This is a genomic window from Methylorubrum sp. GM97, assembly GCF_024347855.1.
GTDB lineage: Bacteria > Pseudomonadota > Alphaproteobacteria > Rhizobiales > Beijerinckiaceae > Methylobacterium > Methylobacterium extorquens.
Genome location: NZ_AP025942.1, coordinates 3,590,796 through 3,615,693 on the forward strand (window position 1 = coordinate 3,590,796; position 24,898 = coordinate 3,615,693).

Here is a 24,898-nt window from a genome sequence, read left to right on the forward strand (position 1 = left end):
CCGGCCTCGGCCGCCGAGGGGCAGCCGCGTGTCGCCAAGCCGCTCGGCATCGTCTACCTCCTCCGCAACGTGGTCGAAGTGTCATCCCTTCCATCCAGCCGCGCGCTCAAGTCGAAGACGACACATTTCGGCTCGAGATCATCACTTTAGAATGCAGTCCTCCTCCGTATAGCCATAGAGGCCCATCGGTCTCCTCGCGGATCGATCGGAGCATCATCGTTCCCGCCGTACCGTATGCCCTTCAGTGCAGATGAAACTCGGCCGAGAGCGCCTTGAGTTCGGTCGGCCGGATCAGGCGGGCATGCATCACCCTGACCGAGTGCAGCGGGCCGTCCAACGTCTCCTGCCAGAAGTCGAGGAACCGCTTCAGCTCCGGGAATTGCGGGAACAGATCGTGGTTCTGCCAGACGAAGGTTTGGAGGAGATGCGGGAAGTCGGGCAGGTGGTAGAGGATCTCGGCCGTCGTGAGACTGTAGCCCTCGATCCTGCGGCGGAAGTCCTGCGAAGCAGTCATCGGTCGATCTCTTCGGAGCGGGCCCATCCGGCGGATGGACCGTGACGGAAGGTGCCGGCGGGAGCACCCGGCCGGAATCGCCTTGATCCAATCCTTCGCCCCATCCTCGAGGTACCGATGCACAAGGCAGGCCTCGAAGGGGGCTCTAGAGCGCATTCCGACGAAGTGGCCGCCGGTTCGTCGAAAGAATGCGCGTCACAACAACGACCTAGAGACGCCGGCCTGATGCAATCAGGTCGGATACGGCTCTCGGGACCGCGTGGGATCCTGAGGATCCTTCGGGATCGCCTCGCGGCACCTTAGGATGAGGGAGGGGACATCAATACTGTCGGCAGCCAGAGGCCCGAGGTCCGGCGCCGCCGGACCTTGGGCCTTCAGGCGATCAGAAGTCCGGCCCGCTGGGCGGCAGTGGCGGCGCCTTCTCCTTCGGCCGCTCGGCGATCAACGCCTCCGTCGTCACCAGCAGGCCGGCGACCGAGGCCGCGTCCTGCAGTGCCGTGCGCACAACCTTGGCCGGATCGACGATGCCGGCCTCGATCAGGTCGACGTAGGTCTCGGTCTGGGCGTCGAATCCGAAGGTCTCCGAGCCGTTCTCGATCACCTTCGACACCACGATCGAGCCCTCGACCCCGGCATTGGCCGCGATCTGCCGGATCGGCGCTTCGAGCGCCTTGAGCACGATGTTGATGCCGGCCTTCACATCGGCATTCTCGCTCTTGAGCGCTGATACGGCGGCCTTGGCCCGCAGGAGCGCAGTGCCGCCGCCCGGAACGATGCCTTCCTCGATCGCGGCGCGGGTGGCGTTGAGCGCGTCGTCCACCCGGTCCTTCTTCTCCTTGACCTCGACCTCGGTCGCGCCGCCGACGCGGATCACCGCGACGCCGCCCGCGAGCTTGGCCAAGCGCTCCTGGAGCTTCTCGCGGTCGTAGTCCGAGCTGGTCTCCTCGATCTGCGCCTTGATCTGGGCGACGCGCGCGTCGATCTGCGCCCTGTCCCCCGCTCCGTCGACAATCGTGGTGCTCTCCTTGTCGATGCGCACCCGCTTGGCCTGACCCAGCAGGGGAAGCGACACGTTCTCGAGCTTGATCCCGAGATCCTCGGAGATGGTCTGGCCGTTCGTGAGGATCGCGATGTCCTCAAGAATCGCCTTGCGACGGTCGCCGAAGCCCGGAGCCTTCACTGCCGCGATCTTGAGGCCGCCGCGCAGCTTGTTCACGACGAGGGTGGCGAGCGCCTCGCCCTCCACATCCTCGGCGATGATGAGCAGGGGACGGCTCGACTGGACGACCGCCTCCAGCACCGGCAGCAGCGGCTGCAGCGAGGAGAGCTTCTTCTCGTGGATCAGGATGTAGGGATCCTCGAGTTCGGCAATCAGCTTTTCCGTATTCGTCACGAAGTACGGCGAGAGGTAGCCGCGGTCGAATTGCAGGCCCTCGACGACATCGAGTTCGGTCTCGGCGGTCTTGGCCTCCTCCACCGTAATGACGCCTTCCTTGCCGACCCGCTCGACGGCCTCGGCGATGAGGCGGCCGATCTCGGCGTCGCCGTTGGCGGAGATTGTGCCGACTTGAGCGATGGCGTCGGAGGCGGTCACCTTGCGGGCGCGTCCGGTGATGTCCTTCACGGCGGCGGCGGTGGCGAGGTCGATGCCGCGCCTCAAGTCGAGCGGGTTGAAGTTCGCCGCCACCGCCTTGGCGCCCTCGCGGACGATCGCCTGGGCGAGCACGGTCGCGGTTGTGGTGCCGTCGCCGGCCAGATCGTTGGTCTTCGAGGCGACTTCGCGCAGGAGTTGGGCGCCGAGATTCTCGAAGCGGTCCTCCAACTCGATCTCCTTGGCGACGGTGACGCCGTCCTTGGTGATCCGCGGCGCCCCGAAACTCTTCTCGATCACGACGTTGCGGCCCTTGGGGCCGAGCGTCACCTTCACGGCATCCGCCAGAATGTCGACGCCGCGCAACAAGCGCTCGCGCGCGTCGCCCGAGAATTTCACGTCCTTGGCAGCCATTCCGATCTCCTGTTGTCGATGACGTCAGAGCTTGCTCAGGCGGCGATCACGCCGAGAATGTCGGATTCCTTGAGGATCAGGAGATCCTGGCCGTCGACCTTGATCTCGGTGCCGGACCACTTGCCGAACAGCACGCGGTCGCCGGTCTTGACGTCCAGCGCGGTGACGCGGCCCTGGTCGTCGCGGGCACCGGGTCCGACGGCCACGACCTCACCCTCCTGCGGCTTCTCCTTCGCGGTGTCGGGGATGATGATGCCACCCTTCGTCCGCTCGTCGCTCTCAATGCGGCGCAGCAGTACGCGGTCGTGCAGGGGTCGAAACGCCATCCTTCAGGAACTCCCGTCGTTTGGGCTGCGGCTGGCGCGCCGGCCGGAGCCCCTTGTCCAATACCGACAGGGTGTCCGCCTGCGTTCTTTAAGTCAACGGGATTGTTCTTTTTAAAGAACGCAGCCGTGAGCAGAAATGGGGTGAACCGAACCGCATCCGGGAGAAGATTGGTGTCTTGAGGCTGCGGTCGCTGGTGTCGTGGCCTGTGCCGAGGCGGCGCGAGGCACCCAATCCGTTCATGCTAGGTGTATTGTAGCGATCCTCAGGCCGTACCGACGCGGTACTCCCTGGGTGGGCGCGTGCCGTTGACCGCGAAGGCACCGACGCTGCGCTCGCGGTAGATCCGCGGGTTGTGCGAGGCGATGGTGCGTGCGTTGCGCCAGTAGCGGTCAAGGCCGTGCTCGGCCTTCACGGCGGACGCACCGAGGGCATCGAACAGCACTGTGGTCGCCTCCAATACGAGGTTGGTCACCACGGCGACGGCTTGGTTGACCTCGACATCGGCGAGGGCAGTGACCGGCTCCGCCGCGTCGCGCCCGCCCAGCTGCACCGCCTCCGCCGCGCGTTGCACCGCCTCGGCCGCCTTCAGCACGAGGGCACTGGCCGCATAGGCGTTGCCGCGCACGCAGCCCACCACAGCCAGAACTTGCGGATCATCCGCCGTGCGGTCGGCATTCCCGTGGCTGTAGACCCGGGTGCGCGCCGCCACCAGCCGCGCCGCGTCCTCGGCCGCCGCCCGAGCCAGGCCGGCGAGCGTTGCCAGATGCACGAGCTGGAAGAAGGACATGGCGTAGGGAAAGCGCACCGTCTCCGGCTTGATCAGCTCCGGCGCCAGCACGACGCCCTCGAAGCGGGCGGTGCCGCTCGCGGTCAGGGCCTGCCCGAAGCCGTCCCAGTCGTCCTCGATCGTGACGCCGGGCGATCGGGTCGGCACCGCGGCGACCACGGGCGCCCCGTCCTCGTCCTGGGCCGAGAGGTGGATCCAGTCGGCGAAAAGCGCACCGGTGGTGTAGAATTTCCGGCCGTCCACCACCCGCTCGTCGCCGCGTCGGCGCACCACCGTGTCGAACTGCCCGACCTTGGCCGGCCCCGTCTCGGACACGCCGCTGCCGACCGTCTCGCCCGCGGCGAGCCGGGCGATCCATCGCGTACGCCATTCCGCCGAGGCGGCGGTCAGCACGTCCTCGGTGAAGCCGAAATGGGCGCGCAGCGCATTGGTAACGTTGGAATCGGCCGCTGACAGCTCGATCAGCAGGTTGAAGAGTTCGGGCAGGCTCGCGCCGTGCCCGCCCGCCTCGGCGGGTAGACGCAGGGTGGTGAAGCCCGCTTCCTTCAGCCAACCGAGTTCGGCATGCGGCAAGCGCCGCTCGGCGTCCCGCGCGACGGCGGTGGAACGGATCTCGCCGAAGACCGGCCTGAAGCGACCCGCGAGTTCCTCGTAGCGTCCACTCGGGCCGGCACCCCAGCCTGCATCGATCTGCGACATCGTCCGGTCATCCCTCACTGATCGCTGCCGGCCCGGTCTGCGAACCTGGCTCCCGGCGGCAATCCGTGAAGGGAATCGGAAATTCCCGCCCCAATCTCAAGGAAATCTGTTCGATTTCCTTCGCGGCGAGCGACTTTGCAAATACAAACTCTGCATCCGATGCCAAATGGACGGTCATTCTTGATATCCATCCTCGGAGAGAAGGGCGTTTTCCTTCACTTCGCGGCCCATCGTCGTATTCGGACTCCGGACGGCCGCGTCCGTCTCGACGCCGAGTGGAGGCCGACGATCATCCGGATGAGATGGGCTTCGCCGCGCCCCCGTCCGCGAAGGTGATGAACTGTGCCGAGGACCAGACGCGGCTGCCGTCGCGCTGGCGCCCCGAGAAGTAGACCGGCCGGAAGCCGAACGGGGCGTTCTCCGGCTCGACGTGGATATGCCCGGCGACATCCCGCGGCAGCGGCGCTTCCGTCAGGCGCTCCAGCGCCAGGAACAGCCCGGCCCCGCCAAGCTCGCGCTGCAGGGCGCCCGCCGCGATCAATTCGCGGCCGGTGCATTCGAAACGGAAATCCGGAGCATGGACGAAGGGGGCGGGCCGGCGCGGATCGCCGACCTTCACGAAGCCGCCGATCGTGCCCTCGACCAGGATGCGGCATTCCTCGAGACCACCGATATCGATCTCGATGGCATCGCTGTCGCCGTAGGTCTCGGAGCGGAAGGCGATCTCGGTCGGGCCTGACCGCCACGCCGTCTCCTCGGCATGCTCGAAGCCCTGGGGGACGATGCGGCGGATCGTGCCGTTGAGGATGCGGATGCGTCCCTCCCAGGCCGCCCAGCGATAGCGGTCGCGGATGCGCGCGCCGCCGAAGCGCAGGCGCACGAGGCGCTTGGAGAGTCCGCATTCGGCGTGGAGGTCGCGCCGCCAGATCTCGCCGGTATGATCGTGGGCGGTCAGTTCCTCCCAGCCGGCCTCGCCGAGGAAGTGATAGTCCAGCCGCGCGGCACCCTCGTGCGTGAAGGCGTCGCCCTGGCGGTGCGGGCCGCAGCGGACCAGCAGGGCGCTGCGCTCGCCCGTCGTCGCGAAGGTGTGGCGCGCCCGCAAGGCGCGGCCGACCGCGCGGCGGTCGAGGCTGTCCGCCAGGATGCCGGTGAGCCCGCCGCGCACGCCGAACACCTGCACGCCCGGCGCGCCGCCGCCCGGCCGTCCGCGGTGCTCGTCGCCGTTGGCACAGACGCCGAGCCGGTAGCCGCGGGCGATCACGTCCCGGTAGAGCCAGTCGAAATGTCCCCAGGCGGAGGCGATCTCCACGAGGCGCTCCAGCTCCGGATGGTGCCAGTCCGGGATGTAGCGGCGCCCGCCGACATGCGGGATGATGAGATGGTTCTCCGGATCGTGCGCGTAGGCCGCCCAGAGATCCTCGACCGGCCAGCGTCCGACTTCGACGCCGGTGCCGCCCATGCTCTCGTTCCACAGGAAGGTGCGGTTGTGCTCGCCCCGCTCGTTGAAGGGGAAGCCGGGCGGATCGTCGCCGAGGAACAGCACCTGATGGTCGCCGCCCGCGGTCGAGCTGCCGCACCATTCCTGAACCGAATAGGCGACGAAGCGGCCGGGCACGTCGAAGCCGGCCGTCACCGCGACGCCCTCGCGCCAGCCTTCGTCGGTGATCTGGAAGTCGTTGGCGGTGTAGCCGTAGACATCGACCCCCGCTACGTCGCGGGCATAGGCTGCGTTGTAGGCCGGACTGTTGGTGCCCACCGTATCGTGGGCGTGGACGTGGAGATCGCCGTAGAGCGCCCGAGGCACGGGTGCGTCGGCGAGCCCGGTGACGAAGGCCACCCCCTCCGCCACGTCCCGGGCACCGGGACGCGCGGCACCGATGCGCAGCTCGCCCGAGACGGACGGTAGATCCTCGACCCGTAGCGTTGCCCAGCCCTGCTCCGGCAGGGCGTGGCGGCGGCGATAGACCTCACGCCCCTCTGCGGTGGCGGCGATGTCGAGCGGGCCGCCGAGGTCGCGGGCGACGTTGCCCCAGCGGTCGAGCAAGGCCACGGTCAGGGGCGGCACGACGCCCTCCGCCACGAAACGGGGGGCCCCGAGCTGAATCCGCTCCGGCGGCCCGGCAACGATCGCGATGACCGGATCACCCGGCACCGCCACGTAGCGCGACGTGCCGAGCGGATCGACGTAGCAGCGGAAGCGGAAGCCGTCCTCGACGAAGGTCTGGACGCGGGTGCCCGGCCCCCGGCCCGCCGGTCGCCCAGCCGGATGACGATGCGGTCGCCCGCATTGAGATAGCCGTCGACCACATCGACGATCACGGCCTTCTGGAACGGGCGCTCGTGGCCCTTCTGGTCGAAGCGCACGCTGAGCGACTGCACGGTCGCAGGCGACTGCCCCGGCAGCAGCGGGCCGGCCTCGTATTCCGCGCTGACGTAGTTGGCCGCCGACGGGTCGGCTGTCTGGAACAGCGCCCAGTCGGAGTAGAACTTGAACGTCGCCTTGAAAGTCGCCCCGTCGGCGATGCCGCAGGCGCCGACCTCGTAGGTCAGCACGATCTCGTGCCAGCTCCCCGCCACCAGCCGGTCGTGGCTGCAGGCGACGCTGCCGAGGAAGGGGCGCGCCTTGATCGCCGCGTAGAGCCTGGCCGGGGCCACATGCTCGCCCAGCCGCTGCCGACGCTCGCTCTCGTCCTGCATCGTCAAGATCCTCGTCTTCCATCCCCGATTTTCTCAGGGCTTTAGCCTTGTCGCCCTAAGATGTCTTGCCTATTGGCATGACTTGTACATAATACAAAAGGATATGAATAGATCTTATCTCGATCTCGCAAATAAAAGAACGATCATGTCATCGCACTTCATCCGGTGGGCAATTCTTCTCTTCGCGCTGTTCGGTGCCTCGGGCGTCGCCTTGGCGCAAGGCCAGGTTCAGAGCCTGCCGGTGCGGATCGGGGCGATCCCGGTGCTCGGCGCCGCGCCGCTCTTCGTCGCCGAGCGGGAGGGCTGGCTCGGGGCCGGCGGGCTCAAGCCCACCGTAACGCTGTTCGATTCCGGGCCGAACGCGGTGCAGGCGGCGGCGAGCGGCACGGTCGATGTCTACGTCGCCGGGATCACGCCGGTGGCGATCGGGCGGACGCGCGGGGTCGATCTGCGGGTGGTGGCGGCGACCGCTATCGGCGAGAACGTGCTCGTGGCGGGCGCCAAGCTCGCCGGGCCGCTCACCGACGGCACGGCACCGGCCGCCGCCTTCCGGCGCTTCCGGGAGGAGACGGGCCGCCCGGCCAAGATCGCCACGCAGCCGCCCGGTTCGATCCCCTACACCAACCTGTCCTACTGGCTGCGCGAGGTCCACAAGGTCGACCCGGCCGACGTGCAGATCCTGACACTCGGCATCGACGCGGCGCAGCAGGCGATCCTCGCCGGCGCGGTCGAGGCCGCGACGGTGCGCGAGCCGGGCCTCAGCATCATCCGCGAGCGCAACCCGCAGATCCGCCTCGTCGCCGGCGGCAACGAGCTGTTTCCCGGCCAGCCCGGCACCGTTGTGGCGGTGCGCGGCGCCTTCCTCGAGCAGAATCCGGCGGCCGTGCGCACCCTCGTCTCGGCGATCGTGCGGGCCGTCGATCTGATCAAGCACGAACCCGAGCGGGCGCTCCCCGCGGTGGAGGCGGCGCTCGGCAAGGGCATCGTCACCGCCGCGACCCTGCGCAACGCGCTCGCCTCGCCGGCGACCCAGTATGTCGCCGATCCCCGCACCATCGTGGCGGCGACCGGCGCGATGCTGGCCTTCCAGACCAAGCTCGGCATCAGCGAGCAGACGCCGCCGACGGAGGGATTGTTCGACTCCCGCTTCTTCGAGGCGGCCCAGGCCGAGGCGAGCGCGCGATAGGATGGGCGAGGTCATGGAAAACCGCCGCGCCTTCCTACGCCTGGCCGGCTCGCTTGCCGGGGCGGGCGCCGCCACCGGAGCCCTGGCGGAGGCAGGCCCCCTCGACGTGCCGCCCTGGACCCGCGAGCAGGGCGCCACCGCTCCGGGCTATGGCCGGCCCGGCCCGCGGGAGACGCTTGCGCGCTATCCCCGGCTGCCGCCGCCCTTTCCCGGGGCGGTGGCCACGGTGACGCCGCTCCAGGGCCTGCACGGCATCCTCACGCCCAACGGCCTGCATTACGAGCGCCACCACGCCGGCATCCCGGCGATCGATCCGGACCGGCACCGCCTCGTGGTGCACGGCCTCGTCGCGCGCCCGCTGATCCTCACCATGGACGACATCCTCCGCTTCCCCGCGGTCTCGCGGCTGCATTTCCTCGAATGTTCGGGCAACACGCCCTGGCTCGGGGCGAAACCCGACTGGACGGTGCAGGACAGCCACGGCCTGATCTCCTGCGCCGAGTGGACCGGCGTCGAACTCTCGACCCTGCTCGCCGAGGTCGGCGTGCAGCCGGGCGCCGCCTGGATCCTGGCGGAGGGGGCGGATGCCTGCGCCATGACCCGCTCGATCCCCCTCGACGCGCTCGACGGGGCGATCCTCGCCTACGCGCAGAACGGCGAGCGGCTGCGGCCGGAGCAGGGCTATCCCCTGCGGCTGTTCCTGCCGGGGCTGGAGGGCAACCTCAGCATCAAGTGGCTGCGCCGCCTGAAGGTCGGCGACCGGCCGTTCCAGACGCGGGAGGAAACCTCGAAATACACCGACCTGATGCCGGACGGCACGGCGCGGCAATTCACCTTCGTGATGGAGGCCAAGTCCGTCATCACCGCGCCGTCGGGCGGCCAGCAGCTTCGGGAGCCCGGCTTTCATGAGATCCGGGGCCTCGCCTGGACCGGGCGCGGGCGCATCGCCGGCGTCGAGGTCTCGACCGATGGCGGCGCCTCCTGGGCGGAGGCGCATCTGGAGGGGCCGGTGCTGCCGCGCTGCTTCACCCGCTTCCGCCTGCCGTGGCGTTGGGAGGGCGGACCGGACAAACTGCTGAGCCGGGCGCGGGACGAGACCGGCTATGTGCAGCCGAGCCGCGAGGCCTTGGTCGCCGTGCGCGGCACCCGCTCCTTTTACCACAACAACGCGGTGTTCGGCTGGAGCCTCGGCGCGAACGGGGCGGTGACCTATGCGGCCTGAGGCGCTTCTCCCGCTCGTCCTGAGCCTCACCCTCGCCGGCCCGGCCGCGGCGGACCCCTCGGCATCGGCCGCCCGGCGAGCCCTGAGGCCATCGCCGCCTGGGACATCGATGTCCGGCCCGACGGCCAGGGCCTGCCGCCCGGCCACGGCAGCGTGCGCGACGGCGCGGCCCTGTTCGCCGCGCGCTGCGCCGGCTGCCACGGCGCCCGCGGCGAGGGGGCCGCCGCCGAGCCGCTGGCCGGCGGCCGGGGCAGCCTCGCGAGCGCAAAACCCCTGCGCACGGTCGGCAGCTTCTGGCCCTATGCCACGACCCTGTTCGACTACGTGCGCCGGGCGATGCCGTTCGACGCGCCGCAATCGCTCAGCCCGGACGAAACCTACGCGGTCAGCGCCTACGTGCTGCACCTCAACGGCCTGCTGCCGGAGGAGGCGAGCCTCGATGCGGCCTCCCTGCCCAGGGTCGCCATGCCGAACCGCGACGGCTTCACCGCCGATCCGCGCCCCGACATCGCGCCGCCGAACCCTTCCGCCCGGCCCACCGCGCACACGGAGACCCGATGAGCCTGACCCGCCGCCACTTCGCCCTTTCATCGAGCGCCGCACTCGCCGCCGGCCTCGTCCTCGGTCGCTCCGGCCCGGCCCGCGCCGGACGGACGGTGAAGCTGAGTTATCAGCGCTCCTCGACGCTCCTCACCGTGCTGAAGGCGCGGGGCACCCTGGAGGAGCGGCTCGGCGCGCGAGGGCTCGGCGTGAGCTGGCACCTGTTCACCAAGGTGCTCGAACCGATGAACACCGGCGCGGTCGATCTCCACGCCGATGTGGCCGACGCGGTGCCGATCTTCACCCAATCGGCAGGGGCCCCGCTGACCTTCTACGCCATGGAGGCCGGTTCGCCGCGGGCCGAGGCGATCGTCGTGCCGGACGAGTCGCCGATCCGCACGGTCGCGGATCTGAAAGGCCGAACGGTCGGCGTCTCCAAGGGCTCGGGCTGCCACTTCATCCTCGCGGGCGCGCTGAAGCGGGCGGGCCTGCGGTTCGCCGACATCCGCCCGGCCTATCTGGAGGCGGCGGACGGGCTCGCGGCGTTCGAGCGGGGCGGCATCGAGGCGTGGTCGATCTGGGATCCGTTCCTGGCTATCGTGCAGGCCAAGCGCCCGGTGCGGGTGCTGGCCGACGCCACCGGCCTGTCGAGCTACAACCGCTACTACACGGTCAACGACCGCTTCGCCGCCGAGCAGCCGGAGGTCGTCGCCACGGTCTTTTCCGCCCTGGTCGAGGCGGGACAATGGGTGAAGGCCAACCCGTCGGCGGCCGTCGCGCTGCTGGCGCCGATCTGGGGAGACCTGCCGCCGGCGGTGGTTGCCACGGTCAACGAGCGGCGCTCCTACGCGGTCAAGGCGGTCGATCGGGCTGCGCTCTCCGAGCAGCAGGCCATCGCCGACACCTTCCACGAGGCCGGGCTGATCCCGCGCCGGCTCGACGCCACCGCCGTATCGCTCTGGCAGCCGCCGGCAGGACGCGGGTAAGCGCGATGAGCCACCCGCTCCGCTTCGGCGTCTGGGCGCCGGTCCACGGCTCCCGCGCCGCCCGCCACGATCCGGACGAGCCGCACGATGCCTCCTGGGCGCGCAACCGCGCCCTCGTGCTCGAGGCCGAGCGCCTTGGCTACGATTCCATCCTCGTCGCCCAGCACACGGTGAACCCCTACGATGAGACCCGCGACCAGCTGGAGGCCTGGACCGCCTCGGCCGCGCTGGCGGCGCTCACCGAGCGGATCGAGATCATCGCGGCGATCAAGCCGGGGCTCTACCACCCGGTGTTGCTCGCCAAGATGGCGCTGCAGATCGAGCAGGTCAGCCGGGGGCGCTTCGCCCTCAACCTCGTCAACGCCTGGAACCGCGCCGAATTCGAGCGGGCCGGCCTGCCGTTCCCGGCCCATGACGAGCGCTACGCCTATGGCCGCGAGTGGATCGCCCTGGTGGACCGGCTGCTGCGGGGCGAGCGCGTCACCCATGAGGGCCGGCACTTTCGCGTCGAGGACTATCAGCTCAAGCCCGCGGGCACCTACCGGGCGCGGCCGACGATCTATGTCGGCGGCGAGTCCGAGCCGGCCCGCGCGCTGGTGGCCGATCACGGCGACGTCTGGTTCATCAACGGCCAGCCGCTGGCCGCGGTCGCCGATCTCATCGCCGACGTCGCCCGGCGCCCGGCCGCTCAGGGCCGTCTGCGCTACGGGCTCTCGGCCTTCGTGATCGCCCGTGAGACGGAGGCCGAGGCGCAGGACGAATTCGCCCGGCTTCTGAGCTTGAGCCGCCGCGACGAGGCCATCCGCGCCGACACCCGGGCGCGGACGGACGCGGCGAGCGTGATGTTCGCCAAGACCGATGCGGCGGCCGCGCACCATGTCGGCACCAACGGCGGCACGGCGGCCGGTCTCGTCGGCAGCTACGATGGGGTGGCCGAGCGCATCCGCGCCTTCCACGCGGCGGGAATCGAGCTGTTCATGCTGCAATTCCAGCCGTTCGAGGCGGAGATGGCCCGCTTCGCCGCGCAGGTGTTTTCGCGAGTGAAGGGATGAGGCCGGTCGATCCGCTTCCCGGCGGCCCGCCGCGCGACGGCGTCGATGCGGTGCCGCCCGCGCCACGCCTCTTCGTGCTCGGTTTGCAGCACGTGCTCGTCATGTACGCCAACGCCATCGCCGTGCCGCTGATCGTCGGCGGGGCGCTGCAGCTGCCGAAGGACCAGATCGCGCTTCTCATCAACGCCGACCTGTTCGCCTGCGGCATCGCCACGCTGATCCAGACGGTGGGCATCGGCCCGTTCGGCATCCGGCTTCCCGTCATCATGGGCGTGACCGCGGTGGCGATCCAGCCGCTGCTTGCCATCGCGGCGATGCCCGGCGTCGGGCTCACCGGCATCTACGGCGCGGTGATCGTCGGCGGCCTCTACGGGCTCCTCGTCACGCCCTTCATCGGCCGGGTGATGCGGTTCTTCCCGCCGGTCGTGACCGGCACGATCCTCCTGATGATCGGCATCGCACTCACCCGCGTCGCCGTCGGATGGGCAGGCGGGGGTGCGGGTAGCGCCGAGTTCGGTGCGCCCGGCACGGTCGCGGTGGCGGCGGGCGTGCTCGCCGCGACCCTGCTCATCGCCCGGTTCGGTCCGGGCTTCGTCGGCCGCGTCGCCGTGCTCCTCGGGATCGGGCTCGGATACGCCGTCACCCTGGCACTCGGCTGGACGAGCTTCGAGGGCCTGGGCGCCGAACCGTGGCTGCGGGTGGTGCTGCCCCTGCAGTTCGGGCTGCCGACCTTCCACCTCGTGCCCTGCCTGATCCTGTGCCTCGTGATGACGATCGTCTTCATCGAGGCGACCGGGATGTTCCTGGCGCTCGGCGTCATGACCGGGCGCCAGGTCGGGACCGAGGACATCCGCCGGGGCCTGCGCGCCGACGCGCTCGGCACGCTGATCGGCGGCCTGCTCAACACGTTTCCCTACCTGTCCTATTCGCAGAATGTCGGCCTCGTCGGACTCACCGGCGTGCACAGCCGCTGGGTCTGCGCGGCCGCCGGCGGGATCATGCTGGTGCTGGGCCTCGTGCCCAAGGTCGCCTATCTCGCGGCCTCGATCCCGCAGCCGGTGCTCGGCGGGGCGGCGCTGGTGATGTTCGGCATGGTGGCGGCGACCGGCATCCGCATCCTGGCTCAGGTCGATTACGCTCGGGCGGGCAGTCGCGACGCGCTGATCATCGCCGCCTCGTTGGGGATCGGCCTGATCCCGATCGTGCAGCCTCTCTTCTTCCGCGCCGTGCCCGACGCGTTCGGGCCGATCGTCAAGGATCCGATCCTGCTCACCGCGATCGCGGCCATCCTGCTCAACGCCCTGCTCGGGCAGAGCCGGGCTCAGCCGGAAGCGGAGAGGTCCGGCAGAGGGATCGGCGCGTCCGAGCCCGAGATCGCTGCCTCCAGCAGGTCGAGCCGGTCCTGACCCCAGAACGGCTCGTCGCGGTAGAAATAGAACGGCGCCCCGAACACCTGCCGTCCGATCGCCTCGCGGGTCAGAGCCGCCTCGGCCTCGCGGAACGCCGGCTCGTCGGCTCGGGCGAGCAGGCGTTTCCCGTCGAGCCCGGCCGCATCGGCGAGCCGGACGATCGTGCCGGGATCGGCGATGTCGCGTTCGTCCGCCCAGACGGCGCTGAGGCCGGCATGGACGAAGTCGGCGACCGCGCTGCCCTCGTCGAGGGCGGCCAGCAGGACCCGGTGGGCGAGGGAAGGGTCGGCCGGGTAGAATTTCGGGTGCAGCACCAGCGGGATGCCGCGGATGCGGCGCCAGCGCTGCATCTCGACGAGGCGGTAGGCCTGCCGCTGCAGGGGCCTCTCCTTGACGGGCTTGCCGCCACCGGCGGCGAAGACCGCCATCAGATCGACCGGCTTGTAGACGATCCGCGCGCCGTTCCGTTCGGCGAGATCGCGGAAGGCGCGACTGCCGACATAGGACCACAGCGAGAGGAAGCTGAAATAGTACGTGATGGTCGGCGACGAGGGGGCGTTCGAGGTCATGCCGGAACTCCGATCGGGCTCAAGCGGGCGAGCGGCACATGGCCGGGATCGCTGTGAAGGAGCGCGAGGCAGCGCTGCTTGATCGCCGTGAAGCGCGGATCGGTGATCAGGCCGCGGTCCCGCGGGCGCCCGAAATCGAGGGGAATGTCGTCGAGGATGCGTCCCGGCCGCGGCGTCATCACGACGAGCCGATCCGCCAGGAACAGGGCCTCGTCGATGTCGTGCGTGACGAACAGGATCGTGGTGCGGTGCCGGGCCCAGATGTCGAGGAGCAGTTCCTGCATCGTCAGCCGCGTCTGCGCGTCGAGTGCTCCGAACGGCTCGTCCATCAGCAGGACCCGAGGCCGGTTGATCAGCGCACGGGCGATCTCCACCCGCTGCTGCATGCCCCCCGACAATTCGGCCGGATAGCGCTCGGCGAAGTCGGAGAGCCCGACCTGCGCCAGCAGCGCCCGGGCCCGTTCCCGGCGCTCGCTGCGGCCGACGCCCTTCATCTTCAGGCCGAAGGCAACGTTGTCGATCACGCTGAGCCAGGGGAACAGGGTGTGCTGCTGGAAGACGATGCCGCGGTCGGGATGCGGCCCGGCGATCGCCCGCCCGTCGAGGCTGACGCTGCCGCGTGACAGGGCGAGGTGCCCGGCAACGGCCCCGAGCAGGGTCGATTTCCCGCAGCCCGAGGGCCCGAGGATGCAGACGAACTGGCGGCCTGGGATGTCGAGGCTGATGTTCTCGACCACGTCGAACGCCGCATCGCCCCGACCGAGCCGGATCGCCCCGTCCCGGATGGCGACGTGACCGTCGGCAAAGGGATCGGTGTCGGCAAGAGGATCGGTGCCGGTGAGAGGGCCGGCCTGGACCGGTGCCACTCCCGCGCTCATCGCTGCCCCCCGCGCCGACCCAGGGCGTCGCCCGGTCGCCGAGCCAGCGGACGACGAGGCTCGATCCCATCCCGAGGAGGCCGATCAACAGCATGCCGACGACGATGTCGTCGTAGTTCTGCAGCGTATAGGATTCCCAGGTGAAGTAGCCGATCCCGTACTGGCCGGAGATCATCTCGGCAGTCACGAGGCAGAACCACGCCGTGCCCATCCCGATCGCCGCCCCCGTCACGATGCTGGGCGCGGCGCCCGGCAGGATCACCTCGCGCAGGATCGCGGCATCGCCCGCGCCGAGGCTGCGGGCGGCGGCGACAAGCCGGGGATGCACCGATTCCACCCCGTGCACGGTGTTGAGCAGGATCGGGAACAGCGCGCCCGTGAAGGTGATGAAGGCCATCGAGACCTCGGAGGACGGGAACATCAGGATCGCCAACGGGATCCAGGCCACCGCCGGGATCGGGCGCAGCACTTCGAGCGGCGGCAGCAGCAGGTCGCGGGCGAGCCGTGACCGGCCGATGGCGAGGCCGAGGGCGACACCCACGCCCAAAGCGGCGAGGAAGCCCGACAGCACCCGCGCGAGGCTGGCGCCCAGATGGGTCGGCAGCGCGGGGGCGTGGACCAGCGCCCAGGCCGCCTGCGCGGCGGCCGCTGGGGTCGGTACGTTGCGGAAGGTGACGAAGCCGAGATCGAGCCGGCTGCTCGCCGCGAGATGCCACGCCAGCAGGCTCAGGGCCAGGGCGAGGCCGCGCAGCGCCAAGCGCCTGAGCGTGGATGGTCGCGCAAACCGGACCGGCCGCACGCGCGGCGCGCGGACCGGGGCGGCCGTCTCGATTCCTGAGGCGCTCACCGACGGGCTCATCGAGCCGAGAGCCGCGCGTGGCCGCTCCGCGCGGCGGCGAAATCGAGCACGTCGCCCCCTTTCGCCGCGGCGTGGGCCTGCGCGTCGCCCTTGAGCAGGAAGGCGCTCAGATGCCCTTGCGCGTCGCGCACGTACCAGGCCTGGGTGGCGAACAGCTTGATCCCGTTGCCCCGATCCTGGGCGTAGACGGCGCGGGCCTCGCGCCCCTGGCCTTCCAGTTCGGCGAGCGCCGCGAACGCCGCTTCCGGCGAGACGTACGGGCGGACCTTGTCCTCGCCGCGGATCCAGAGTTGCGCCACGCGGGACGGATCGGTGATCGGCTTCCCCGTTGCGCTGTCCTGCGCGGCGAGCGGCAGTGGCGCCTCGTCCCTGAGCCGCGTTTCGTAGTCGAGACCGGCCTGCGCCGCCGCGCCGCGGATGAAACGGTCATCGACGAAGCGGTCGAGGTCGATGTCGGAATCGGCCTTCTTCAGCAGCTTGAGCGTCTCAAAGGAGGTCTTCACCGCCTGCCGGTACGCCGGCTTCCAGGTCACGTCGCGGGTCTGAAGGCCGAGCGGTCCGTGGAACAGGTAGGCGACCTCCGCCTCGATCCCCGTCACCCGCTCGATGAGTTCGGAATACTTTTCCGGCTCGGCGGCGATCAGCCGGTCCGCCTCGATCGCCGCGCGGAGGTAGGCGGTGACGATCTCCGGGTACTTCTCGGCATAGTCGGCATCGGCGAGCGCGCCGTGGAAGGTCGGGGCGTCGGCCTGGGCGCCGTCGTAGATCTTGCGGGCGAAGCCGCGCCAGGGGAACAGCTCGGCGAAGGGCACGAAGTCGGCATGCGCCTCGATCTTGTTGGCGAGAAGTGCGGCGCCCGCCACCTCCGGGGCCTGGGTGATGATGGTGACGTCGCGGCCCGGCTCCCATCCCTGCGCCTTCACCGCCCGCAAGAGCAGCCCGTGCGCGGTCGAGGCGAACGGCACCGAGATCGTCTTGCCCTTGAGTTCGGCGAACGACTGCACCGGGGATTCCTTTGGCACGACGACGCCGTTGCCGCTGCCGTGCAGGCTGCCCGAGAGCACCGAGATGAACAGCGAGCGGCGCCCGGCCTTGGCGAAGGCGTAGCCGTTGAGCGAGCCGGGGAAATCGGCCATCGCCCCGAGATCGAGCTTGCCCGCCACCATCTCGTTGGTCAGCGGCGCGCCGCTGGTGAAGTTGCGCCACTGGATGTCGTAGGTCGCGTCCTTGTAGCGCCCGTCGCGGGGCAGGAACTTTTCTAGGAGCTTCAACTCGCGGATCAGCAGGCCGCCGGTGGCGCAATTGATCGTGGTGTCCTGCGTGCCGACGGCGACCCGGATCGTCTCGGCCCGGGCTGCCCCGGAGCCCGCCGCGCCGAGCACCGTGGCCGTCAGGAGGAGCGCTGCGAGGCGGCGGGTGAGCGGGATGTGCTGTGTCACCGTGAGGCTCCGTGAGGCGAGGCAGGTCCGTCGAGGCGAGTGCGTCGGCCGCTCGCGAGGGCGGCGACCTCGTGGATGTGCCGTTCGGACAGCCGTTGCGGCGAGCAATTAATTTCGTTGGAAAGTCGAGTTTCTGGATCGATGCGCAACTGTTCTTAAGCCGTAGAAAATCTCTTCTAACGAAATGTTTCGTAGGAGAAGAATGTGTTCTGTCGACAGCCCGATTTGGAATTGCTCTCAAGCAGGCCGCGCCGATAATCGAGAGCGGGAGATGGGTCATGCTCAGGGCCTCGCACCCGAACGTTTTCCCGAGGCTCCCATGTTCCCGAGGTTCCCATGTCGTCGGCACCGCTCGCCCTGTCCGAACCCCGCCGTCCGGCGCCCCTGATCGCCAGTGCGCTGTTCCTCAGCGAGACGGTCGAGGGGCTCGACGACGGGGCGGGCTTCCTCGACGGGCTCACCCCTGCCGAGAGCGCCCGGGTGCGCGCCGCCGGCCGCACGGTGAGCCTCGCGCCCGGCGAGAGCGTCTTCACCCAAGGGGCGCCGCACGAGGGCATCTTCCTGATCGAGGAGGGGCGGGTCCGGGTGTTCTATTCGGGGCCGTCGGGCCGGCAGGTGACGCTGGCCTACTGGACGCCGGGCCACTTCATCGGCGGCCCGAGCATCTATGGCGGCGGCTGCCATCAATGGTCGGGCGTGGCGATCGAGCCGGTGCGCGTCACCGTGCTGTCGAGCGCGACCCTGCGCGGGCTGATCCGCCAGATGCCGGGCTTCGCGCTCTGCCTCATCGCCGCGCTGGAGGCCAAGGGGCGCTGCTACACCGCCATGGCGCAGATGCTCGGCACACGCTCGGTGATCGAGCGGTTGGCCCAGCTTCTCCTCAATCTCGGCGAGCTCTACGGGACCCCTGAGAACGGCTCGGTGATCATCCGCCGCCGCATCACCCACGACGAACTTGCCGCCCTCGTCGGCTCGACCCGGCAATGGGTGACGATGATGCTCAAGCGGTTCCAGCGCGAGGGCATCGTGTCCGTCGATGCGACGCATATCCGCCTGGTACGGCCCGGGCGGCTGCAGGAGATCGTCCTGACCGAGGGGTGATACGGTTTCCGCTTGATCAAAGCGGGAACCGTATCGGTCAGCCCGCGCGGCGCTTGAGGAGGGCACCCATCGCGCCAGCGCGATGGGATCCCACCGAAGCCCAAATCCGCCATCCCGAAGGGATCAAACGGATTTGGTATGAGCCCGGCTCCGGCCCTGCGACCGGAGCGAGGCGCTCTCTACGCCGCCAGCCGCGCCAGCGCCCAGCGCGCGGTCTTGCGCACGTCTGGATCGGGATCGTTCGCGACGCCCTCCAGCCCCGCTTGCGCGGCCGGGTCGGCGATCTCGCCGAGCGCGGCGGCCGCCTCCTTGCGCAGGGACGCCATCTCCTCGGACAACGCCGCGAGCACCGTCGGCACGGCGCGGTGGAGCTTGAGCCGCCCGAGGCTGCGCAGGGCCTTCTGGCGAACCTGCCACGTGGCGTCCCCGAGCGCCGCGATCAGCACCTCGCCGCTCGCTTCGGCCCCTTCGGCCGTCCCGGCCCGTCCGAGGGCCTCGGCGGCGGTCTCGCGCACGCTCCACTCGGCGTCGTGCAAGGCGGCTGCGATCGCCTCGACGGCGCTGCCGTGGCGGGCGAAGGCGAGGCCACCGACCGCGGCGCGGCGCACCTCGGCATCCGCGTCGCGGGTCGCGGCGATGAGCGAGGGCAGCGCCTCCTCCCGCTTCAGGTAGGCGATGACACCCACGCCCTGCGCCCGCACCGCCGGCTCCGGATCGCCGAGCGCCGCAACCGCGGGCCCGAGCGCGGCGGGCAGCCTCAGCCCCCGCAGCGCCCGCAGGGCCGCCGCCCGCACGAAGGCATCGCCGTGCCCGGCGAGCGGCAGCAGCGGATCGCCGGCGCGGGCATCCTTCAACTCCGTCAGGCTCTCGGCCGCCGCTGTCGCGACCGAACGGTCGGGATCGGTGAGCGCGCCCGCCAGCGCCGCCGCCGTCTCGGGGCCGTCGAAGCCGCCGAGCGAGAGGGCCGCCTGCCGCCGCACGTCCGGATCGGGGTCGGCGGCGGCTCGGGCGAGCGGGGGCACGGCGTCCGGATCGGCGGTCTCGGCGAGCGCGAGGACCGCGACGCGGCGCACCGCCGGGTCGGCATCGTCGAGGCCGCGGGCGAGCTCGGCGACGTCGCCGAAATCCTCGAACGGATCGGTGATGGGCATCGGGCTCACCGCAGCAGGTAGGGAATCTGGACGGTGACGGCGCCGGTCGGGCAGTCGGTCTCGCAGGGCATGCAGTACCAGCACTCGTCGTACTTCATGTGGGCCTTGCCGGTGAGGTCGCTGATCCGCAGCACGTCGAGGGGGCAGACATCGACGCAGACCGTGCAGCCCTTGTCGGCGATGCATTTTTCCGGGTCCACGGTGACCGGGACCGCGCTGGGCTGGTGGGCGAGGGGCATGGATGTCTCCGGGCTCAAGCCTGCTTGCGGACACGCTGGCGGTCGTAGGCGCCGCGCTCGTCCGCCTCGATCGGCACGATGTACGGCGTGATCGGCCGCTTCTCGCTGACCATGCGGCCCTCCACCTTCCGCAGGATCGTGTGGCAGAACCACTCCGCGTCGTTCTTCTCAGGGCAGTCGGTGCGGTTGTGGTAGAGGCCCCAGCGGCTCTCAGTGCGGTAGAGCGAGGCGTGGGCGGCCATCTCGGCGCAGTCGAGGATCGAGGACGCCTCCAGCGCCCGCATCAGTTCGTGACTGTCGCGGGCGACCATCCGCGTCTCCAGATCCTCGCGGATCTCGGCAAAGCGCCGCTGCCCGATCTCCATCTTCGCCGTGACCTTGGGCGGCTGCAGGTAATCGTTGACGAAGCGGCGGGTCTTGTACTCGATCTGGTTCGGGGGAATGCCGTCCGCGCGCCGCGTCGGCGCCAGCACCCGCTCGCGCTCGCGCGCCACCGCTTCGGCATCGATCTCAGGCAGGTCGATCGCGCTCGCGTGGTCGATGGCGTGCTCGCCCGCCACCGCCCCGTTGGTGAAGGCGCCGAGCATGTAGTTGTGGGGGACGTTGGCCATGTCGCCGGCCGAATACAGGCCCGGCACGGTGGTGCGGGCGAATTCGTCCACGAACACGCCCGATGCGCTGTGGCCGGAGCAGAAACCCACCTCCGAGATGTGCATCTCGACCATGCGGTGGCGGTAATCGGTGCCGCGGTTCTCGTGGAAGCGCCCGCGCGAGGGCCGCTCGACCTTGTGCAGGATCGTCTCGATTTCCGAGACCGTGTCGGCGTGGAGATGGTCGAGCTTGAGGAAGACCGGGCCCTTGCCGCTCGAGAGTTCGTTGTAGAATTCCTGCATCATCTGGCCCGACCAGTAGTCGCACTCGATGAAGCGGTTGCCCTCGCTGTTGGCGGTGTAGGCGCCGAACGGCCCGGCGACGTAGGCGCAGGCGGGGCCGTTATAGTCCTTGATCAGCGGGTTAATCTGAAAGCATTCGAGGTTCGCGAGCCCGGCCCCCGCGTGGTAGGCCATCGAGTAGCCGTCGCCGGAATTGGCGGCGTTCTCGTAGGTGCCCCACAGATAGCCCGAATGCGGCAGGCCGAGCCGCCCGGCCGCCCCGAGGCAGAGGATCACCGCCTTGGCGCGGATCACCAGGAACTCGGCGGTGCGGGTGTTGACCGCCACCGCCCCGGCCACCGCGCCGTCGGGCGCGTTGAGAAGCCGGGTCGCCATGAAGCGGTTCGAGATCAGCACCTGCGCCTTGCGCAATTGCCGGTAGAGCGCCTTCTTGACGGTGTCGCCGTTGGGCATCGGCAGCACGTAGGTGCCGAGATGATGCACCTTCTTGACGTCGTAATCGCCGTTGCCGTCGCGCTGGAAGCGGATGCCGAAGCGGTCGAGTTCCTGGATGATCTCGAAGCAGTTTTCGGCATATTTGTAGACCGGCGCCTGATCGCAGATGCCGTCGTTCGCGATGGTGATTTCCTTGGTGTACTGCTCCGGCGTGGCGTAGCCGGGGATGACGGCGTTGTTGAGCCCGTCCATGCCCATGCTGATCGCGCCCGAGCGCTTGACGTTGGCTTTCTCCAGCAGGATCACCCGGGCCGCCGGGTTGCGCAGCTTGGCCTTCAGCGCCGCCATCGGCCCGGCGGTGCCGCCGCCGATCACCAGCACGTCGCAGGCGACCTCCGAGGTCGCGTCCTGAATCGCGTCTTGCGCTGCACTCATCGCCGTCTTCCTCACGCTGCCGCGCGGTCGGCCGCGCACGGGCTCATGTCGTCGCCGAGCGCGCGCAGGTAGGACCAGGGGAAGATCCCGCGGTCGTGCCCGTCGGAGAAGACGAGGTTCACGGCGTAGGCGCCGACCGGCACGACGTCGGTGATCGCGATGTCGTGCGGCAGCGCGGGGGGGAGCCCGTCGATCCCGGCACGCACGGTCTCGGCGCTGCGGCTGTGGGCACGAAGCGTCGCGGCCGTGAGGCGGGAGGCCGTGCCATCCTCCCAGATCACGTCGAGGCGCCGGCGCTCTTCCGTCAGCCTGATCTCGCGCGGGGTCGCCGCCATCTTCGTCCTCCTCGACGCTGCCCAGGCACCGAACAGGCGGGCCCGACCTCCGCGGTTAGACCGTCACAGCGAGGACGATTGAAGAAACTAATTGCCTCCCGTTCGCGGCGGCCGAGTTCAGGATCGGGGCGCGGTTGCGCGCCACATGGGATGGCGCTTGCCCCTGAGGGTAGCTTCGCCGTTTCCACGCGCTGCCCTTCAGCCGGCAGCGGTTAAGGTGAAAGCCGGCATCAATCGCACCGAGGGCATCTGCCCCGGCATGTGAGCGGCGCGCGTGCGAAGATCTAATCCGAGCGCTGTGACGATAAGAGCGGCGGTCACGGAAGCGATGTGCAGCGAGATGGGTCGCACCCATTGAGTTGGGCGCGGTCTCTGACCATCAGGGGCCGTGTCAATAACGAACCAGGAGATGGGGAGACAGCTCAACGGCTGAGGTGCCGATCAGCGCGGCTCGCGGGGTGACCCTTCCGCAATCTTACATGATGCGACCGCCGCCCCACGTATCGGCATAGGCCGTAGCAGGCCTTTTAGCCCAATTCAGAACTCTGGATCGTAGTCGTCCGCGATCGGCGGCTGATCCTTCTTGACCACCCACGTATCGGCTAAGGCAGTCGGTGCCGCTCTTGTCTTCGGTGGGCTGATGAGCATCGTTGCCCAGAACGCCCCAGTGGCGAGGGAAAGCGCAAGTAGGAACACGTAGATAGCACGCATGATCATCACTCCCTGATCAGGCAGCTCTATGGTGTCGCAGATTGCACAATACACTCGTGCGGCGGCACACGCGACGCAAAGTTCCGTGAGCTTCTTGCAGGCCGCCCCATCCGGCTCTGGGCGGGTGACAATCCTCTTCGCATCAATACCTAGGATTGCCTGGGCACTTTGAGGTCAGCCGGTCGCCGGATCGGCATTCAGCGTTGCGCCCCTTGCTATCGCCTACGAGCCGGGCGGCACCTCGAAAGCGGGTGCCGCACCGGCGAGGATCTTACTGTTGGACGGACCCAGGCCTGAGGCCGCTGAGAATTTCCGAGGCTCCATTTTTCGTGATGAGCGCGGATCCACGGATGCCTAGGCTGAAGTGCGATGCGATCACAAATCAAACACGTCAGTTGGAAGGCAACACACTTAACTGCCGTGCTGCATTTCTAGAATCTTACTTGAAGACGAATACTCAGAAAGCATCAGCTTCAGTTCGCTGCGGGGCATTGGCCTGCCGAGGTGATAGCCTTGGAAGAGATCCGCGCCGAAGGACGACACAAGGTCGATCTGCCACGCCTCTTCAACGCCTTCGACGATCGGCCGCTGAGCGCAATTGTTGACCAAGTCGATGATGTTTTTAAGTAGCTTTGCCCCACGCGGGGTATCACAGCTCTGCACGAAGAAACGGTCGATCTTGACCATATCAAAACGCAGTTCACTCAGGCAGGTAAGGCCCGCAAAACCCGTCCCGAAATCATCCAGCCAAACGCGGATCCCGATCGTGTTGAGCCGATCCATCAACTGAGCGACTTCTGGGTTGCCACTGATCTCCCCGCTCTCGGTGATCTCCAGAGCAAGGCGTGACGGAGCGATGCCGGCGGCTCGGACGATGGCTTCGACGGAACTGATGAAGTTCGGTTCGGAAATTTGTCGTGCGGAGATGTTCACGCTGACGATGGGTAGTTCGGGCTCGCTCGCGAGAAGGTCGCAAGCCTGGCGCAGGATCCATGCGCCCATCTCAAGAATGGCACCCGTGCGCTCGGCGACAGGGATGAACGTTTCCGGGGAAATCGCACGGCCTTGGGTGTCCTTGAGCCGCATAAGCGTCTCCGCGGCCCAGACGCGTCCGCTTGAGACATCGACGATGGGCTGAAAGACCGCGGATATGCGCCCGTCCGTGACAGCCGCTCGGAGCATCTCCGCATTCAGATCATCGCTCTCGGTGCTATGGCGCATCCTCGCGTTGAAGATTCGCGCGCGGTTGCGGCCTTCTTCCTTCGCGACGTAGAGAGCGTCGTCAGCTGCGGAAATCGCACGCTCCGGCTTATCCTCCGCGACATCCGCGGAGAACGCCGCTCCGATGCTCACCGTGACATGGGAGAGCGGATCACGCCGTGCTGCATGGGGGATCTGCAACGCCTCGACGGCTTGACGAACCTCCTCAGCGAATTCGAGAACCTGTTCGGCTGAATCGGCTTGAAAGAGCGCCGCGAACTCCTCGCCTCCGAAGCGCCCGATGGCATACCGCCTCTTTTCGGCAGCGCCGCGCATCGCCTCCCCCAAAGCGGCGAGGCAGCTATCGCCCCGTTGATGCCCGTAGCGGTCGTTGTAGAGCTTGAAGAAATCGACATCGATCAGGATCACGCCGAACGCCTGACCCGAGTTGATATTGGCGAGCCAGAGTTCCTGCAGGACGCTGTCGATCGCACGGCGGTTGGCCAAGCCCGTCAGGACGTCGGTCGTGGACAGCCGGAACAGCTCCTCGCCGCGTTGGACGACCTCACGCTGCTGCAACTCGGCCCGGCACGCGTTCAAATGCACGCGGTACCGCTCTCGATTGTACTTGAGATTGAGGAACGCCGTGAGCAGAAAACTCAGTATATATAAGGAACTAAAGCAGATGATGTAGGATGAATTCCCATTCGAACGGAGGGCCCAGAACAGAAATGTCGCGGTGATCAAGCCTGACGAGAGCAGGGCGAACCTGAAACTGAGGTTGAAAAACAGATTTGCGACCAGCATGAAGATCAAGCCGTATCCGGCATAGTAGAGGATCGCTGTTTCATCGGAACTCTGGGTCGCAAGATAGAGCCAGGCTGCGAAGCCGACATAGATGCCGAGTGAGCACTGAAGCTCGAGGGCCTGCGTATCGACGCCGCGACGGACCTGCAGCATGATCGAAGTGACATAGCCCACGCCGAGCACGAGACGCAGCGCGATGAGGTAAGGGAGCATGTCGCGGATGAGGAGCGCATCCATCACGCCGAACGCGACGTAGAGCAGGCCCACCAACTGACACGCGCGACCCATCTCTTCGCGCATCGCCTGTGCGTATTGCGCCCTGAAAGCGGCATTCAGAATCGGCGAACGGCGTTGAAACCAACGCTTGCCGAGCTCCTGATCGAGTAAATCGAGCGTATCGCTGTTCATCGTGGACCGAGCCT

Annotated in this window: 20 protein-coding genes and 3 pseudogenes; 7 read left to right on the forward strand and 16 right to left on the reverse strand. The window is 68.6% G+C overall.

The genetic code is table 11. The features are described 5' to 3' along the window. Positions 1–241: 241 nt before the first annotated feature. The 6 genes and pseudogenes from MSPGM_RS16685 to MSPGM_RS16710 form a co-directional block, all read right to left on the reverse strand. Entirely contained in the window at positions 242–514 is a 273-nt protein-coding gene (locus MSPGM_RS16685; protein ID WP_003599370.1) for an usg protein, read from the reverse strand. A gap of 382 nt (positions 515–896) precedes the next feature. Next, positions 897–2,519, reverse strand: coding sequence for a chaperonin GroEL (gene groL / locus MSPGM_RS16690; RefSeq protein ID WP_003599371.1), 1,623 nt, complete (start codon positions 2,517–2,519; stop codon positions 897–899). Positions 2,520–2,554: 35 nt separating this feature from the next. Beyond that, the gene (gene groES, locus MSPGM_RS16695) at positions 2,555–2,845 is read right to left on the reverse strand and encodes a co-chaperone GroES (protein WP_003599372.1); all 291 of its coding nucleotides are present in this window, start codon (positions 2,843–2,845) and stop codon (positions 2,555–2,557) included. A gap of 263 nt (positions 2,846–3,108) precedes the next feature. Further along, positions 3,109–4,332, reverse strand: coding sequence for an acyl-CoA dehydrogenase family protein (locus MSPGM_RS16700; protein ID WP_003599373.1), 1,224 nt, complete (start codon positions 4,330–4,332; stop codon positions 3,109–3,111). A gap of 7 nt (positions 4,333–4,339) precedes the next feature. After that, positions 4,340–4,510, reverse strand: a complete 171-nt coding sequence (locus MSPGM_RS16705) for a hypothetical protein (protein WP_158022384.1) — start codon at positions 4,508–4,510, stop codon at positions 4,340–4,342. A 111-nt stretch (positions 4,511–4,621) separates the two neighbouring features. Beyond that, positions 4,622–7,029: pseudogene (locus MSPGM_RS16710) on the reverse strand (hypothetical protein). 145 nt (positions 7,030–7,174) lie between these two features. On the opposite strand from MSPGM_RS16710, the gene MSPGM_RS16715 reads away from it, so the two are divergent. The 6 genes and pseudogenes from MSPGM_RS16715 (at position 7,175) to MSPGM_RS16740 (ending at position 13,421) form a co-directional block, all read left to right on the forward strand. Then, entirely contained in the window at positions 7,175–8,215 is a 1,041-nt protein-coding gene (locus MSPGM_RS16715; protein WP_003606825.1) for an ABC transporter substrate-binding protein, read from the forward strand. Positions 8,216–8,228: 13 nt separating this feature from the next. After that, positions 8,229–9,437, forward strand: a complete 1,209-nt coding sequence (soxC, locus tag MSPGM_RS16720) for a sulfite dehydrogenase (RefSeq protein ID WP_003606824.1) — start codon at positions 8,229–8,231, stop codon at positions 9,435–9,437. Next, positions 9,427–9,998, forward strand: a pseudogene (locus MSPGM_RS16725) (c-type cytochrome). Before soxC ends, MSPGM_RS16725 begins: the two are co-directional and overlap by 11 nt. Further along, positions 9,995–10,963 carry an aliphatic sulfonate ABC transporter substrate-binding protein gene (locus MSPGM_RS16730; protein ID WP_003605002.1) on the forward strand — a complete coding sequence of 323 codons (969 nt, stop codon included), beginning with the start codon at positions 9,995–9,997 and terminating at the stop codon, positions 10,961–10,963. The pseudogene MSPGM_RS16725 and the gene MSPGM_RS16730 overlap by 4 nt, the downstream one beginning before the upstream one ends. Before the next feature lie 5 nt (positions 10,964–10,968). Then, a complete protein-coding gene (locus MSPGM_RS16735; RefSeq protein ID WP_003605001.1) occupies positions 10,969–12,015 on the forward strand; it encodes an LLM class flavin-dependent oxidoreductase in 1,047 nt (348 codons plus the stop codon). Then, entirely contained in the window at positions 12,012–13,421 is a 1,410-nt protein-coding gene (locus MSPGM_RS16740; RefSeq protein ID WP_003605000.1) for a nucleobase:cation symporter-2 family protein, read from the forward strand. The genes MSPGM_RS16735 and MSPGM_RS16740 overlap by 4 nt, the downstream gene beginning before the upstream one ends. Here the strand turns inward: MSPGM_RS16740 and MSPGM_RS16745 are convergent. The 4 genes and pseudogenes from MSPGM_RS16745 to MSPGM_RS16760 form a co-directional block, all read right to left on the reverse strand. Further along, complete coding sequence (locus MSPGM_RS16745; RefSeq protein WP_003604999.1) at positions 13,337–13,993, reverse strand: 2-hydroxychromene-2-carboxylate isomerase; 657 nt, start codon at positions 13,991–13,993, stop codon at positions 13,337–13,339. The genes MSPGM_RS16740 and MSPGM_RS16745 overlap by 85 nt on opposite strands. Beyond that, complete coding sequence (locus MSPGM_RS16750) at positions 13,990–14,871, reverse strand: ABC transporter ATP-binding protein (protein WP_003604998.1); 882 nt, start codon at positions 14,869–14,871, stop codon at positions 13,990–13,992. The genes MSPGM_RS16745 and MSPGM_RS16750 overlap by 4 nt, the downstream gene beginning before the upstream one ends. Before the next feature lie 4 nt (positions 14,872–14,875). After that, a pseudogene (locus tag MSPGM_RS16755) lies at positions 14,876–15,730 on the reverse strand (ABC transporter permease); the annotation flags it as partial. Beyond that, a complete protein-coding gene (locus MSPGM_RS16760; RefSeq protein WP_003604996.1) occupies positions 15,727–17,169 on the reverse strand; it encodes an ABC transporter substrate-binding protein in 1,443 nt (480 codons plus the stop codon). The gene MSPGM_RS16760 and the pseudogene MSPGM_RS16755, both read right to left, overlap by 4 nt. A 336-nt stretch (positions 17,170–17,505) precedes the next feature. Here MSPGM_RS16760 and MSPGM_RS16765 point away from each other — a divergent pair, with 336 nt between their 5' ends. After that, positions 17,506–18,270: a Crp/Fnr family transcriptional regulator gene (locus MSPGM_RS16765; protein WP_003604995.1), complete on the forward strand. Its 765-nt coding sequence runs from the start codon at positions 17,506–17,508 to the stop codon at positions 18,268–18,270. Positions 18,271–18,449: 179 nt separating this feature from the next. Here the strand turns inward: MSPGM_RS16765 and MSPGM_RS16770 are convergent, their stop codons facing one another. From MSPGM_RS16770 to MSPGM_RS16795, 6 genes are all read right to left on the reverse strand, one after another. Next, entirely contained in the window at positions 18,450–19,421 is a 972-nt protein-coding gene (locus tag MSPGM_RS16770) for a HEAT repeat domain-containing protein (protein ID WP_043766307.1), read from the reverse strand. A 5-nt stretch (positions 19,422–19,426) separates the two neighbouring features. After that, positions 19,427–19,660, reverse strand: coding sequence for a ferredoxin family protein (locus MSPGM_RS16775; RefSeq protein ID WP_003607122.1), 234 nt, complete (start codon positions 19,658–19,660; stop codon positions 19,427–19,429). Between the two features lie 14 nt (positions 19,661–19,674). Further along, entirely contained in the window at positions 19,675–21,423 is a 1,749-nt protein-coding gene (locus tag MSPGM_RS16780; RefSeq protein ID WP_003607123.1) for a fumarate reductase/succinate dehydrogenase flavoprotein subunit, read from the reverse strand. A gap of 11 nt (positions 21,424–21,434) precedes the next feature. Continuing rightward, on the reverse strand, positions 21,435–21,758 hold the full coding sequence (locus tag MSPGM_RS16785; protein WP_012753303.1) for a gamma-butyrobetaine hydroxylase-like domain-containing protein: 324 nt from the start codon (positions 21,756–21,758) through the stop codon (positions 21,435–21,437). 537 nt (positions 21,759–22,295) lie between these two features. Continuing rightward, positions 22,296–22,469, reverse strand: coding sequence for a hypothetical protein (locus MSPGM_RS16790; protein WP_244426792.1), 174 nt, complete (start codon positions 22,467–22,469; stop codon positions 22,296–22,298). Between the two features lie 411 nt (positions 22,470–22,880). Continuing rightward, the gene (locus tag MSPGM_RS16795) at positions 22,881–24,884 is read right to left on the reverse strand and encodes a putative bifunctional diguanylate cyclase/phosphodiesterase (protein ID WP_004446613.1); all 2,004 of its coding nucleotides are present in this window, start codon (positions 24,882–24,884) and stop codon (positions 22,881–22,883) included. Positions 24,885–24,898 lie beyond the last annotated feature (14 nt).